Genomic DNA, 14,545 nt, shown 5'->3' on the forward strand with positions numbered 1-14,545 from the left:
ATCCATTGCGTAAAATGATATATTCGCAACGCAATGTGCCGACAGATGAAATGCTCATGGACAGCCAATCCCTCAGGCTCTTTCTTTCGCTGGCAGACAACCTGCACTTCGGCAAAACCAGCCGCGAGCAGCATGTCAGCCCCTCCGCACTCAGTCGCAGCATCAAGCAACTCGAGGACGAACTCGGCGCACCATTGTTCGTGCGCGACAGCCGCTCAGTCCAGCTGACCCGCGAGGGGCGGCAGTTCCGCGAATACGCGAGCGAGGTCATGAGCGGTTGGCATGCCATCCGCCAACGACTCATGCAGGACCAATTGGACCTTCACGGCGAACTCTCCCTGTATTGCTCGGTGACGGCGAGCTACAGCTTTCTCTATGACATCCTGAGCAGCTTCCGCCAGGACTACCCCCGCATCGAAATGAAACTGCACACCGGCGACCCCGCAAAGGCTGTCGAGCGGGTGCAACAAGGGCTGGAGGATCTCGCCATCGGTGCCCGACCCGACAACCTGCCAGCCGGCGTCGACTTCCAGTCGATTACCCGTTCGGAGCTGCGCTTCATCGGGCCACAGTCACCTCAACTGCTGACAGAAGAACAACTGAGGCAGCCCACGGCGCAAAGCTGGAAGGACGTGCCGATGATTCTCTCGGAAGAAGGCCTGGCCAGGACCCGGACCGACCGTTGGCTGAAAAACCACGGCATCAAGCCGCGCATCTATGCCCAGGTGAGCGGCAATGAGGCCATCGTCAGCATGGTGAGCCTGGGATTCGGCATCGGCGTGGTTCCGCAGATTGTGCTCGACAACAGCCCACTGACCGCACGCATCCGCATCTACGATATCCAGCCGCCATTGGCCGCCTACGACATCGGCCTGTTCGCCCTGGAAAAACGCCTCAAGGACCCGCTGATCGCAGCCTTCTGGAATCGCCGCCAGTAAAATCCGGGCAATAAAAAACCCCGCACAAGGCGGGGCTTTTCATGACTGCGATCAGATAGTCAGCACTTTGTCGCCTCGGGAAATCCCGGTGACGCCACTGCGCACGGTTTCCAGGATCGAACTGGTACCGATGGCCTGGATGAAGCTGTCCAGCTTGTCGCTGGTGCCCGCCAGCTGAATCGTGTAGACGCTGGAAGTCACGTCGACGATCTGACCGCGGAAGATATCGGTAGTGCGCTTGACCTCGGCGCGCTGGGCACCGGTGGCCTTGACCTTGACCAGCATCAGCTCGCGCTCGATGTGAGCACTTTCCGACAGGTTTACCAGCTTGACCACTTCAATCAGCTTGTTGAGGTTCTTCGTGATCTGCTCGATCACCTCATCGTGGCCGATGGTGGTCAGGGTCAGACGCGACAGGGTCGGGTCCTCGGTCGGAGCAACCGTCAGGCTTTCGATGTTGTAGTTGCGCTGGGAGAAGAGGCCGACCACGCGGGACAGAGCGCCCGGCTCGTTCTCAAGCAGCAGGGAAATGATATGTCGCATGTTCAGGTCCGCTCCGTCTTGCTCAGCCACATGTCGCGCATGGCGCCATCCCGAATCTGCATCGGGTAGACGTGCTCGCTGGAATCGACCTGGATATCAAGGAACACCAGACGGTTCTTCAGCGAGAACGCTTCTTCCATCTTCGCCTTCAGATCCTTCGGATCAGTCACGCGAATGCCGACATGGCCATAAGCCTCGGCCAGCTTGACGAAGTCAGGCAGCGATTCCATGTAGGAGTGCGAGTAACGGCTGTTGTACTGCATGTCCTGCCATTGGCGGACCATACCCAGCGCACCGTTGTTGAGGTTGATGATCTTCACCGGCAGGTCGTACTGCAGGCAGGTGGACAGCTCCTGGATGTTCATCTGGATACTGCCCTCGCCCGTTACGCAAGCGACGTCGGTTTCCGGGAAGCTCAGCTTGATACCCATGGCCGCCGGGAAACCGAAGCCCATGGTGCCCAGGCCGCCAGAGTTGATCCAGCGATTGGGCTTGTTGAAGCGGTAGTACTGTGCCGCGAACATCTGGTGCTGACCCACGTCGGAGGTGACATAGGCGTCGCCCTTGGTCACTTCCCAGAGGGTCTCGATCACACTCTGCGGCTTGATGATGCTGCCGTCGCCCTTGTCGTAGGGGAACAGGTCACCACCAGCACGCCACTCATCAACCTGCTTCCACCATGCAGCGACCGTTTCCTTGTTCGGGGTTTCGCCGATCTCCTTGAGGATGGCAACCATCTCGGACAGCACGCTGTCTACCGGCCCCACGATCGGGATGTCGGCCTTGATGGTCTTGGAGATCGAAGCCGGGTCGATGTCGATATGGATGATCTTGGCGTTCGGGCAGAACTTGGCTGCGCCGTTGATTACGCGGTCATCGAAGCGCGCGCCGACGGCCAGGATCACATCAGAGTGATGCATCGCCAGGTTGGCGGTGTAGCTGCCGTGCATGCCAAGCATGCCAACGAACTGGCGATCGGTTCCCGGGAAGGCACCCAGCCCCATCAGGGTGTTGGTAACCGGCAGGTTGAGCATCTTGGCCAGTTCGGTGAGCTGCTCGGATGCGTTGCCCATGATCACGCCACCGCCTGCGTAGAGGATCGGGCGCTTCGCCGCCAGCAGCATCTCCGCAGCCTTACGGATCTGGCCGGAGTGACCACGAACAGCAGGGCTGTAGGAGCGCAGCTTGACCTTCTTCGGGTAGCTGTATTCGAATTTCTGGGTCGGATCGCCCATGTCCTTCGGAATGTCGACGACCACAGGCCCAGGACGGCCGGATTGCGCGATGTAGAAGGCCTTCTTGATCACCTCAGGGATTTCCGAGGGATGCTTGATGATGAAGCTGTGCTTCACAATCGGGCGGGAAATACCGACCATGTCGGTTTCCTGGAAGGCATCGGTGCCGACCATGTTGCTCGGCACCTGGCCAGACAGGATCACCATCGGAATGGAGTCCATGTAAGCGGTGGCGATACCGGTGACGGCGTTGGTCGCACCTGGGCCGGAGGTCACCAGCACCACACCGGGTTTGCCGGTGGCGCGGGCATAGCCGTCAGCCATATGGGTAGCAGCCTGTTCATGACGGACCAGGATATGGGTCACTTCATTTTCTTTGAACAGGGCATCGTAGATGTGCAGGAGGGCACCGCCCGGGTACCCGTAAATGTACTTAACGCCTTCGTCACGCAGCGAGCGGACGACCATTTCAGCGCCAGATAAAAGCTCCACGTTTATCACCTCTAGAACGCCAGATAACCGCCCGCGACCGGACGGCCTGATTAGGTTTGCCTGCAATCAGCGCGTGAGCGACTGGTGGTCGCCGACTACGTCAGCTACTGACTGAACAAGCATCGGGTCGGCCCCTGAGAGTTGTTGCGGGGCTTTCCCACCCAGCGCGAGGTAACGCGTTGCGGGTGAAACAGGTCGGCGCGGGTATGCACCTCATCGACTGCTACAGCTTCCGACTTGCGGCCGGCCCACTGGAACAGCGAACCTTGGATTCTTCGGATTACCACCGTACAAGTCAAGTAATCCGTTACGGAATCTTGCATGGATTGCTGTGACGCGACGCAGGATCAAGACCCACGGCTTTGGTTATAGTTAGCGGAGGATTCTCCGCCACCAGAAGGAAACCGCATGCACCGCATGATTCTCGCCGGCAGCCTGCTGCTGGCAGTGAGCACGTCCGCCACGGCCGGCCAGGTCTATAAATGGGTCGACGCTCAGGGCATCACCCACTTCGGCGCGCAGCCGCCCGAAGGCCAGCAGGCCACCAGCGTCAACACCTCGGTGCCGAAGCCGCGCCCCGCCCTGCCGCGCTTCGATAGCGAAAACGCCCAGCCGCAGGCGCCACTTCCCGAGAGCGCGCCGGTAGGCGATCAGAAGGCCATTGATGAGAAAGTGAAGGCAGAAGTCGCAACCCAGGAAGCGGAACGTCGCAAGTACTGCGACACCATACGTACCAACCTGGCACAACTACAAAACAACCCGCGCCTTCGCGCAGAGGTCAATGGGGAAGTTCAGCGGCTGACCGAAGAAGAGCGTCAGTCCCGCATCAAGGAAGCCGAGAAGGCAATCGGCGAGAACTGCAACTGAGGCAACGCCTCAGTTCGTCCCACCAATCAACCGGTCGAACGCCCCCAGGGCGTCGAGCAGCCTGCCGACTTCGACGAGCCGCTCCCGGTAAACCTCTTCCGCCATGACGCGGATCCCGGATGCGTGCGGCAACTCCAGGCCATTCTCGAGAATGACCTTCATGCGCGGCAGGAAGATCCACTGAAGCCACTGCTCAAACGCCAGGGTATCGACACAGAACGGTGTCTGGCTGGCAAGTGCTTCCGCACTGGGCGGCGTCTCGACCCACCAGCCCAGCGCACGCAGCTCCCGCTCGATGAGCAGGAGCTGATCAGCCAGGTCAACGCAACGCGGATCCATCAGAGATTGACCTTTGCCTTGTCACGCGCAAGCGCGGCACCGGACGGGTCGCCTTGGCGATCACGGGAACGTGCGATCAAATCCCACAAGCTGGCCTGCAAGGCCGGACGACCATTGGCGTAGGTCAGTGCACGACGAGCGAACTGCTCGGCCTGGGCGGCATCGCCCTGCGCAAGGCGCACTTCGGCCAATCGGTAAAGCACCTGCGGCTCGCGGGGAGCGATACGCTGCGCACGCTCCAGGCTAGCAGCGGCGCCATTGAGGTCGCCGCCGCCCTGTTGCTGCTGGGCAGTGGTCAGCAGCGCCAGCACTGGGCCGTCGAGCTGCTCGTCGGCCGACAGACCGCCTGCGCTGCTCGGGATACCGGTCGGAGCGGCGAGTGCCTGGGTGCTGTAGCTGGGCGAGCTGTAATTGGTTGAGCCATAGCCCGGTGCGCCGGACGCGCCAGGTGCAGTGGCAACTGGTCCGCCGACCATGGGACCAGGGGTGATCCCACCGCTGGTGATACTGCCGCTGATGGGCGCGCTGGATGCCGGAGCGGCGATGGGCGCACCGGAGCTGGCACCCGGTACCATCACAACCACACCGGAGTCTTCGGGGATGCTGCGCGGCGCTGCGGATGCCTGATTGTAGCCGCCGCGATTGGAGGTCCCCTGTTCCAGCTCGGACAGGGGCGCACCGGAGTCGACCACGGGAATGGCGCCTCGCTGCGGGGTAGAACAACCAGCCAGCAAGGCGGCTGCCGCAAGGGCGGGAATCCAGGCTTTACTCACGTTTCATCCTCTCGGTTCATTGCATCCAACCGCGAACCCAGTCCATTACCGAGTCCACGGGTGCTCCAAGGCCGCAAGGCGCGCCTGGGGCGGGTTCGCTGCCACGAATGTACGGCATCTGGACTGCACCGGGGCAGCTCGGGTCAGAACCCTGGCCGCTGTGCGGATCAATCCACGCCTGTGTCACGTTATCCGGCATCGGCATGTCCAGGGGCAGCGGGTCTGCCTTGCGCATGAAGCTGGTCCATACCTGCAACGCACCTGTGGCGCCGGTCAACGGCGTCTTGCCGTTATCATCGCGTCCCAGCCAGACCACCGCCAGGAGGTCCTGACTGAAGCCTGCAAACCAGCTGTCACGCGAGTCGTTCGTCGTGCCCGTTTTGCCAGCCAGGGTCAAGGACGACGGCAACTGGCTATAAACTGAGCGGGCCGTACCTTCGCGCATAACCCGCTGCATCGCATTCTGCACCAGGTAGATGGCGCCCGGATCGAAGCGTTGCTGGATCTGGAAGGGGTAACGCTTGAGCGGCTCACCTTCGGAGGTCAGCACGCTACGAATCGCCCGCAACGGCGTATTGAAACCACCATTGGCCAGCGTCTGGTACATGGTCGCCACTTCCATCGGGCTCAACGCACCTGCGCCGAGCAACATCGAGGGATAAGCCGGCCACTCGCGCGAAACGCCAAGCCTCTCAAGGGTTTTGAGCACATTGGGAACGCCCAGTTCCAAGCCCAGCTTGGCGGTCGACAAGTTGTAGGAGTTGGCCAGCCCCTGGTACAGGTAAATGGTCCCGTGGGCGCGGCGATCATAGTTCTGTGGACGCCACACCTGGCCATCTTGTCCCTTCACCGAGAAGGGCTCGTCAGCGACCCAACTGGTCAGGGTGTACTGACTCGGACGCTCAAGTGCTGTGAGGTAGACAGCTGGCTTGATCAACGAGCCGATGGGGCGTACTGCATCCACGGCGCGATTGAATCCGGCGAAGCGAGGTTGACGGCTACCGATCAGCGCCTGGATTTCACCAGTTTCGGGATTGCTCACGACCATGGCCGACTCAACCTGATCTACGCCCTTGCGCCCAGCCAGACGCTTGAGGGTCTCGTCCAGCGAGGTTTCTGCCTTGGACTGCAGAATAGGGTCGAAGCTGGTGAAAATGCGCAGACCTTCCTCTGTCAGGTCCTCTTCTCGGTAATCCTCGCGCAGCTGGCGCTTCACCAAGTCGAGGAAAGCCGGGTAGGAGCTGTCGGCCAGACTGCCGCGCTTGGATACACCCAGCGGCTTCTCCTTGGCTGCGACGGCTTCCGCTGGCGTGATCACGCCCTGTTCGGCAAGCAAGTCGATCACCAGATTACGACGCTCCAGTGCACGTTCCGGGAAGCGACGGGGGTTGTAATAGGAAGGACCCTTGACCATCCCCACAAGCAGAGCGATCTGATGCACTTTCAATTCAGCCAGGGGCTGACTGAAGAAATACTGGCTGGCGAGGCCAAAACCGTGAATGGCGCGCTGACCATCCTGGCCAAGGAACACCTCGTTGAGGTAGGCCTCCAGGATTTCGCGCTTGTCGTAGTGCAGCTCCAGCAGCACCGCCATCATGGCCTCGGTGGCCTTGCGCGAAATGCTGCGCTCGCTGGTCAGGTAGAAGTTCTTCACCAACTGCTGGGTCAGCGTACTGCCGCCCTGACGCAACTCACCGGCGGTGGCATTGATCCAGAAGGCTCGGGCGATGGACTTGAGGGAAACACCGTGGTGATTGAAGAACTCACGATCCTCCGTCGCTACCAGGGTTTCCACCATATAGGCCGGCACCTGATCCAGCTTGATCAGTACACGGTCTTCATGATGGGCGGGATACAGCCCGCCGATCAGCAGCGGCTCCAGGCGAGTCACCGCAAGGTCGGCGCCACTTGCCTGAGTCAGGCCAGCCACATAGTCGCCGGAAAAACGCACGCGTACCCGCTGCGCCGGCTCGGCACCTTCATAGAACTGGAAGCCACGGGTGTTGAGGTCCACGGCATTGCCGGACACCGAAGCGGCACCCGGGCCGTTGGACACGCTCTCGCGTCGGTAGCCCAGGGCGTCGAGTTCCTTCAGGAAATCGTCCTTGGACAACTTCAGCCCGACGAACAGTTCCAGCGGACGGGCATAGACCTTCGCCGGCACTGTCCAGCGCTTGCCGGAGAATTTCTCCTGCACCACGGCGTCGAGATAGATGGCGAAACCGGCCAGCACTACCAGGCCTACCAGGCCCAGTTTGACGGCCCAGCCCAACCAGGGGCGAAGGCCGCTGGAACGGCGTTTAGAGCGGGATTTGGGAGATCGGGGACGAGTCATGGCGGCGCATTATACGCACTTTATCCACAGCCAACAGGCACGCCCTGACGGTTTGCAGGGCCGCCCACAGAGGCGATAATGCCGGCCTTCCACAGCGACAGAACAAGGAACGCCCGTGAGCCAGTCCCTGATAGCCGCCCTGCAGAACCCCGCCCTCTACCCCCACTCGGTGGACGGGTTCCAGGTCATCGAGACGCACATCTCCTGGGTGCTGCTGACCGGTAGTTACGTCTACAAGGTGAAGAAGCCTGTGAACTTCGGCTTCCTCGACTTCACCGACCTCGAACGCCGCCGCCACTTCTGCGAGGAAGAACTACGCCTCAACCAGCGCCTGACACGCGACCTCTACCTGGAAGTCCTGCCGATCACCGGCAGCGTCGAGGCTCCCCAGATCAATGGAGACGGCGCGGCCATCGAGTACGTGCTGAAGATGCGCCAGTTTCCCCAGGAAAACCTGCTGAGCGCGTTGCAGGCCCGCGGCGAACTGACCCCTGCCCACGTCGATGCCCTGGCCGGGCAGATCGCCAGTTTCCATCAGGGCGCTCCGCAAGTGGCCATTGACCACCCGCTGGGCACCGCCGATGCGGTGATGATGCCCGTCCGGCAGAACTTCGAGCAGATTCGCCCGTTGCTCAGCGACAAGGCCGACCTGCAACAACTGGATGCGCTCGAAGCCTGGGCCGAGAGCAGCCATGAGCGACTCAAGCCGCTGCTGGCACGACGCAAGCAGGAAGGTTTCATTCGCGAGTGCCACGGTGACATCCACCTGGGCAACGCCACGCTGATCAACGGTGAAGTCGTGCTTTTCGACTGCATCGAGTTCAACGAACCCTTCCGCTTCACCGACGTCTACGCCGACATCGGCTTCATCGCCATGGACCTTGAAGACCGAGGCCTCAAGTCCCTTTCCCGCCGACTGGTCAGCCAGTATCTGGAACACAGCGGCGACTACGAGGGCCTGGAGTTGCTCAACTTCTACAAGGCCTACCGCGCACTGGTTCGCGCCAAGATCGCCCTGTTCAGCCTGGCGCACCAGGCCGATGCGGTGCAGAAGGCCGCCACCATTCGCCAGTACCGCAACTATGCGGGCCTCGCGGAAAGCTACAGCGCCATCCCCTCGCCCTTCCTGGCCATCACCAGTGGCGTGTCCGCCTCCGGCAAGAGCCACGTCGCGTTGCGTCTGGTGGAATCCCTGGGCGCTATCCGCCTGCGTTCGGACGTCGAACGCAAGCGCCTGTTCGGCGAACAGCAATCGGGTGCGCAAGGGCTGCAGGATGGCATCTACAACGCAGACGCGAGCCAGGCGACCTACGAGCGCCTCAACGAACTGGCGCGCGCGATCCTGCATGCCGGCTTCCCGGTAGTAATGGACGCCACCTTCCTGAAACGGGACCAGCGCAAGGCCGCCCGCCAGGTTGCTGAGGAGACCGGAACACCGTTCCTGATCCTCGACTGCCACGCGCCGGAGGCGGTGATCGAAGCTTGGCTGGAACAGCGCCAGACCGAGGGCAATGACCCGTCCGACGCCACCATGGACGTGGTGCGCGCGCAACTGCTGAGCCGCGAACCGCTGGATACCGTCGAGCAGGCGCAGAGCAAGCGGATCGATACCGATCAGGCCGCCAGCCTCGACGGTCTGGTGGAGCTCATCCGCCAGCACCTGCCGGGCGTCTGACCGCACCCTCTCCACGCCGGGCAACATCTGCCGCGGCTTCTATACTGCCGGCTGGGTCGCACTCAGCCGGCAGCTGCAATTTCCCCCTGCCGGTATCCCAGCAGCCGCTTGAAACCTGCGCCGGGAAAAGCGTCCCACTCTATCGTCAGCAGTGATCGTTTTCCGTGCAGGGAGTGCACGAGGATTGAGCGATAGCACAAGGCTACGCCCCGCGATTGGCCGCTACACTTATCCATAGCCCCTCTCGTGCCATTCCATCGCAAGGAGGCTCGATGAACGACGAACTGCAACACATGAAGAATCTGGGCAAGACTTCAGCACAGTGGCTGCATGCCGTCGGCATCCACAGCGCCTCCGACTTGCGCAGACTAGGCGCCGTGAGTGCCTATAAAGCTGTCCGGGCACGGGGTTTCCGGGCCTCCAAGGTCCTGCTCTATGCTATCGAGGGTGCCCTGCTGGACATCCACTGGAACGACCTACCACCCGGCCACAAGGCAGAGCTGAACCACCAACTGGATACTTCGGCCGCCCACAACAAGAGCTAGCTCACAACCTCCACCAAGAGAGATTTACGAGCCGGTCACAGGTCCCTATTGTTTCAGGGACCTTCGTGTGCGACGCCATTCCAGACAGTTCAAGGAATTACTGCCATGTACCTACTCGGGGAGCAACCGGCCTACGCCGACCTGCTGATCAACAGACTGCAAAGCATCCCCGGGCAGTTGCTCGACGGGCTTGAACCCAGCGGCCCCGCACTGCGACTGGACCAGGTCGAAGACCTTTCACCGCTGATGCCAGGCAACCAACTGTTCCTGATCGAGAACGGTCTGATCCACGCCATCGTCGACGAGCGCCCGCTTTTCTATCTCCAGGAGGGCGACCTTATCGGCCTGCGCCAGGGCATCGATCTGCCATCCTGCCGCTATAACAGCGACGAACCCATCAGCCTGCTGCCGTTCAGCCGCAGCGAAGTGTTCAAGCACATCTACGGCAACGAGAAGCGCCAGGAACTGTTCATCCAGTACCTGGTAGGCCACACCGCCCTGCTTTCGGATGCCGTGGCGCGCCTGAAACAACCGGACGTGCGCCCGTCGACCGGTTTCCAACACTTCTCCGCTGGCGAGGAACTGATTCACCAAGGCGACGAAGCCGACCACGTCTTCATCATCATCGAAGGCCATGCGGAAGCCTTCGTCGACGGGCAAAAAGTAGGCGACGTGCAGAAAGATGAAATCTTCGGCGCCATGGCCGTTTTCACCCGCGAACGCCGCAGCGCCACCGTAGTGGCGAGCGAGGCATGCACCGTGATGGTGATTCCCAAGGAGCAGTTCCTCAGCCTGATGCAGAGCAATCCGCGTATAGCCCACAGCCTTATCGAGAGCATGGCGCGCCGCATCGACCTGCTGAACAAGGAAGTCACCCAGCTTCGGCTGTCATCCGAGCGGAACTGATGCAGATAGCAGAAACCCCGGCGAAGGCCGGGGTTTCTGCTTTTGGAGCGGGAGGAATCAGCTTGCGAAGAAAACCCGGAATCCACGCTTGACACGGAAATGATAATCGTTACTATTACAGCAACTGGTCGCGAGATCAGCCGGTAAGCTGGGATTCCAAGCAGTCGGACTCTTCAGATTATCTCCTCATCAGGCTAATCACGGTTTTCGACCCGGCAAATTGCCGGGTCTTTTTTTGCTCGCGACTTTTATCCGACGCGCCTCAGCGTGCCGGTGCCATCTGCTTCTTCAGGTTGGCGCAATGATCGATAGGTGGGAGCGCCGCGGTGTACCAGACGTAGTCGGCAGCGCCCTGCCCCACTGGCTTACCCACCTCGGAGAGGACCAGTACCGCATTGCCATCAGCCTTGCCCAGGTCAGCCAGATGCAGGGGCACGCCCAGATCGCGGCGCACATGGAACGCCCCAGCGAACAACATGGCCGGAGCAGGCGCCGCCAGCAGCCTCTCGGCCATGCGGCGGTCACGTTGCTGCTGCACCGCCAGCATCGCCGGCGTCTGCGATTCAGGCAGCATGCCGCAGTGCGATTCGCGAATCTGCTCCAGTAGCGGTCCACGTACGGAATCAGCAGTGGATAACTTGCCTTTCAGGACCGGGCGATCCTTATAGATGCGCTTGATTTCGCTGCGATCGAGGTTTGCCGCCAGCAGCGGATAGGGCTGCATCAGGGCATGCTGGACAATCGGACCGTACAGCTCCCAACTCCAGTTCTTCTGCCAGGCCAGCGCCTGAGGCAAATCGCTGGGCAACGGCCCCCGGCGCACGGCATCGATCTTGGCCTGCTGTTCGGGTTCGAGCATCTCCAGCAGCAGGCTGCCCTGTTCACGACGAGTTTCAAGAGCCCGCAGCAACCAAAGCTGCAGGGCATGGTGATCCGGATTGTCATGCTGCTCGCCAACCAGCACGCGCGGCTGTGCAGCGAGTCGCTCGACCAGTTGCTCCGGCGTCAATTGCTCCCCGGTGTTCAGGTCACGGATAACACCCAGTTCCGGTCGATTTCGCCCCTCGGGGCTCTGCCAGGCTGGCGGCGGTGGCAGGGTCTGGCAGGCAGCCAGCAAGCTGTAGAGAACAAGCAGGAAAACACGCATGGAAGATCCTTGTTTGATTCAGCGAGCAACAATCAGGGGATGGCCCCGCTCAGGATGGCGCTGCACCAGCACTTCAAGGCCGAATACTGCCTTGAGCGGTTCGGCCTGGAGCACCTGCTCCGGCGAGCCCAGCACATGGGGACGACCGTCGGTGAGCAGTAGCAGGCGATCGCAGTAGCGCGCGGCCAGATTCAGATCATGAAGGATCACCAGCACCGCCACGCCGCGCTCGGCAAAGGTCCGCACAGCCTGCAGGGTCGTGTGCTGGTGCAAGGGATCGAGTGCCGAAGTGGGTTCGTCCAGTAACAGTATCTGCCCGGCACTTCCTGGCCAGAGCTGCGCCAGAACCCGAGCCAGGTGCACCCGCTGGCGCTCGCCTCCGGACAGCGCCACATAGCTGCGACCTGCAAGGTGGCTGGCATCCGCTGCCTCCAAGGCCTGCGCGACTACCTCGGCATCTCGTTCCCGCCCGGTGTCGTGAGGCATGCGTCCCATGGCCACGACTTCTTCGACACGAAACGCGAAGCTCAGCGTCGAGCTTTGCGGCAACACCGCAAGACGCCGAGCACGCTGCGGGCCGCTCCAGTCCGCGAGCGCACGATCATCGAGACTTACTCGCCCTCCCGCGGCCGACACCTCGCCGCAAAGGGCAGCGAGCAGCGTGCTCTTGCCCGCTCCGTTGGGTCCGAGCACACCCAGCACCTCGCCAGGCTGCAGCTCCAGGTCAATGCCCGTCAGCACTTGTTTGCCGCCGCGCAGCACGTCCAGCCGTTCAACGCGCAGCATCAGCTACGACCTCGCACCAGCAGATAAAGGAAGAACGGCGCGCCGATCAGCGCCGTGACGATACCGATGGGCAACTCTGCCGGCGCCAGCACCAGGCGCGCAGCCAGGTCCGCCAGCAGCATCAGGCTGGCCCCGGCCAATGCCGAGGCTGGCAGCAGGACGCGGTGATCGGGCCCCGAAACCAGGCGCACCAGGTGCGGCACGACCAGGCCGATGAAGCCGATCAGGCCGGCCGCCGCCACCGCGGCACCTACGCCAAGGGCGGTGCAGAACACCAGCTCGCGCTTCAGGCGCTCCACATCGAACCCCAGGTGACGGGCCTCAGACTCGCCCAGCAACATGGCATTCAGCGCCTTGGCCCTGCGCGGAAGCCAGACGATGACAAACACAGTGACGATGAGCAGCGGCCACAGCCGCGAGTAGCTGGCGCCATTGAGGCTGCCCATGTTCCAGAAGGTCAGGCTGCGCAGGGTGGCGTCGTCGGCCAGGTAGGTAAACAGGCCTATCACCGCGCCGGCCAACGCCGTCAGGGCGATGCCTGCGAGCAGCATGGTGGCCACACTGGTCTGACCATCGCGACGTCCCAGGCGATAGACCAGCACCGTCACTCCCAAGCCGCCGGCAAAGGCGCACATGGATAGCAGATAGGGCGCGAATGCATCCGGCAATCCACCCAGCGCAGAACCTCCGACGATGGCGGCGGCGCCCCCCAAAGCGGCGCCACTGGAAACCCCAACCAACCCAGGGTCCGCCAGCGGATTGCGGAACAGGCCTTGCATCGCGACACCAGACAAAGCCAGCACCGCACCCACCGCCAGGCCGAGCAAGGCGCGCGGCAGACGGATCTGGCCAACGATCAGCTCAGCCTGCTCGAGACCCTGAGCGGAAAACGGCAGGCCAGCCATGCGCAGGGCCGCGCGCAGGGTGTCGCCCAGCGGCAGGCTGACTGGACCTAGCGCCAGCGCCAACCAGAGTGCCAAGAACAGTAGAACGCCCAGGGCAATGAACAATGGGCGGGAAGGGACAGACGCGATCATGGTTGGCTCAGGCTTTTCTCGGTAAGGGCCGGAGCCGAAGGATAGAAGCCTGCGGAAAGCGCAGCCATGCCATCAGGCAGGCGTGGACCCAGCCCGCCCACCAGCAAGGTCGGATCGAGGCTGAGCAGGCGGCCCTCACGAGCGGCACGGGTCGCAGCCAGGGCCGGATTCTGCTTGAGCAGCGCCTCGCGGGCGGCATCACCTTCCAGGCGGCGATCAGCGATCACCACTACGTCCGGGTCCAGCGCAGCAAGCGCTTCATTGGAAATCGCCTTGTAACCCTGATGATCGGCAAGGTTCTGCCCACCGGCACGCTCAATCAGCCACGCTGCGGCCGTGTCCTTGCCGCCCGCCATCGGGCTGCTACCGGAATGCCCCAGCAGGAAAAGTACCCGTGGCGACCTCTGTGTCTGCTGTGCCTTGGCGACCCAGTCAGCCTGGCGCTGCAGTCGCTGGCGGTAATCTGCAAGGGCCCTGGCGGCACGAGCCTCATTGCCCAGCAGGCTACCGATCAGCTTGAGATTCTTTTCAAGGGTGGAGACGTCGGGAGTGGACTGCAGGCGCTCGATACGCACCCCGGCCGTGCTGATTTGCGCCAGCACCGGCGGAGGCCCCATCTCCTCGGTACCTACCAGGATGTCTGGACGGAGCGAGAGTATGCCCTCCGCCGCCAACTGTCGCTGATAGCCGATGCTGGGAAGGCTTTTCAGTGCCTCTGGATGCTGACTGGTGGTGTCCACGCCCACGAGCTTTTCCTGCCCACCCAGTACCACCACCCACTCGCTGACGGAACCACCGGCGCTGACCCAGCGCTGGGGCAAGGCCTCGGCCGCAGCGGCCTGGTGAGAAAGCAGGATGCCTGCGCAAAGGCTGGCCAGGCCGACAACTAGACGCATCGAAAACAACTCCATCGCTGAATGCGGGAAA

At 62.2% G+C, this 14,545-nt stretch carries 14 protein-coding genes; 5 read left to right on the forward strand and 9 right to left on the reverse strand.

All coding sequences use genetic code 11. The features are described from left to right. Positions 1-56 precede the first annotated feature (56 nt). Complete coding sequence (gene ilvY, locus SA496_RS21760) at positions 57-938, forward strand: HTH-type transcriptional activator IlvY (RefSeq protein WP_120654555.1); 882 nt, start codon at positions 57-59, stop codon at positions 936-938. Between the two features lie 51 nt (positions 939-989). Here ilvY and ilvN read toward each other — a convergent pair whose 3' ends face one another. Then, on the reverse strand, positions 990-1,481 hold the full coding sequence (gene ilvN, locus SA496_RS21765) for an acetolactate synthase small subunit (RefSeq protein WP_028630051.1): 492 nt from the start codon (positions 1,479-1,481) through the stop codon (positions 990-992). Between the two features lie 2 nt (positions 1,482-1,483). Beyond that, on the reverse strand, positions 1,484-3,208 hold the full coding sequence (locus SA496_RS21770) for an acetolactate synthase 3 large subunit (RefSeq protein ID WP_120654554.1): 1,725 nt from the start codon (positions 3,206-3,208) through the stop codon (positions 1,484-1,486). A gap of 408 nt (positions 3,209-3,616) precedes the next feature. Here SA496_RS21770 and SA496_RS21775 point away from each other — a divergent pair, with 408 nt between their 5' ends. Further along, positions 3,617-4,075, forward strand: a complete 459-nt coding sequence (locus tag SA496_RS21775; protein ID WP_120654553.1) for a DUF4124 domain-containing protein — start codon at positions 3,617-3,619, stop codon at positions 4,073-4,075. A gap of 9 nt (positions 4,076-4,084) precedes the next feature. Here the strand turns inward: SA496_RS21775 and SA496_RS21780 are convergent, their stop codons facing one another. Genes SA496_RS21780 through mrcB form a run of 3 tightly spaced genes read right to left on the reverse strand, consistent with a single transcriptional unit; the run spans position 4,085 to position 7,522 of the window. Beyond that, entirely contained in the window at positions 4,085-4,414 is a 330-nt protein-coding gene (locus tag SA496_RS21780) for a YqcC family protein (protein ID WP_120654552.1), read from the reverse strand. Continuing rightward, positions 4,414-5,187: a tetratricopeptide repeat protein gene (locus SA496_RS21785; protein ID WP_330114450.1), complete on the reverse strand. Its 774-nt coding sequence runs from the start codon at positions 5,185-5,187 to the stop codon at positions 4,414-4,416. Before SA496_RS21785 ends, SA496_RS21780 begins: the two co-directional genes overlap by 1 nt. A gap of 16 nt (positions 5,188-5,203) precedes the next feature. After that, on the reverse strand, positions 5,204-7,522 hold the full coding sequence (mrcB, locus tag SA496_RS21790; protein WP_120654550.1) for a penicillin-binding protein 1B: 2,319 nt from the start codon (positions 7,520-7,522) through the stop codon (positions 5,204-5,206). Between the two features lie 115 nt (positions 7,523-7,637). Between mrcB and SA496_RS21795 the strand changes: the two genes are divergently transcribed. From SA496_RS21795 to SA496_RS21805, 3 genes are all read left to right on the forward strand, one after another. After that, positions 7,638-9,197 carry a bifunctional aminoglycoside phosphotransferase/ATP-binding protein gene (locus SA496_RS21795; protein ID WP_330114451.1) on the forward strand — a complete coding sequence of 520 codons (1,560 nt, stop codon included), beginning with the start codon at positions 7,638-7,640 and terminating at the stop codon, positions 9,195-9,197. Between the two features lie 272 nt (positions 9,198-9,469). Beyond that, on the forward strand, positions 9,470-9,742 hold the full coding sequence (locus SA496_RS21800) for a TfoX/Sxy family protein (protein WP_120654548.1): 273 nt from the start codon (positions 9,470-9,472) through the stop codon (positions 9,740-9,742). A 105-nt stretch (positions 9,743-9,847) separates the two neighbouring features. Next, entirely contained in the window at positions 9,848-10,648 is an 801-nt protein-coding gene (locus SA496_RS21805) for a Crp/Fnr family transcriptional regulator (protein ID WP_120654547.1), read from the forward strand. Between the two features lie 262 nt (positions 10,649-10,910). Here SA496_RS21805 and SA496_RS21810 read toward each other — a convergent pair whose 3' ends face one another. Genes SA496_RS21810 through SA496_RS21825 form a run of 4 tightly spaced genes read right to left on the reverse strand, consistent with a single transcriptional unit; the run spans position 10,911 to position 14,514 of the window. Further along, positions 10,911-11,795: a ChaN family lipoprotein gene (locus SA496_RS21810; protein WP_330114452.1), complete on the reverse strand. Its 885-nt coding sequence runs from the start codon at positions 11,793-11,795 to the stop codon at positions 10,911-10,913. An 18-nt stretch (positions 11,796-11,813) separates the two neighbouring features. Next, positions 11,814-12,581, reverse strand: a complete 768-nt coding sequence (locus SA496_RS21815) for a heme ABC transporter ATP-binding protein (protein ID WP_330114453.1) — start codon at positions 12,579-12,581, stop codon at positions 11,814-11,816. Next, complete coding sequence (locus SA496_RS21820) at positions 12,581-13,618, reverse strand: FecCD family ABC transporter permease (RefSeq protein ID WP_120654544.1); 1,038 nt, start codon at positions 13,616-13,618, stop codon at positions 12,581-12,583. The genes SA496_RS21815 and SA496_RS21820 overlap by 1 nt, the downstream gene beginning before the upstream one ends. Beyond that, a complete protein-coding gene (locus SA496_RS21825; protein ID WP_330114454.1) occupies positions 13,615-14,514 on the reverse strand; it encodes a heme/hemin ABC transporter substrate-binding protein in 900 nt (299 codons plus the stop codon). Before SA496_RS21825 ends, SA496_RS21820 begins: the two co-directional genes overlap by 4 nt. Positions 14,515-14,545 lie beyond the last annotated feature (31 nt).

It is taken from the genome of Pseudomonas sp. JS3066, from assembly GCF_036328175.1.
Classification (GTDB): Bacteria; Pseudomonadota; Gammaproteobacteria; order Pseudomonadales; family Pseudomonadaceae; genus Metapseudomonas.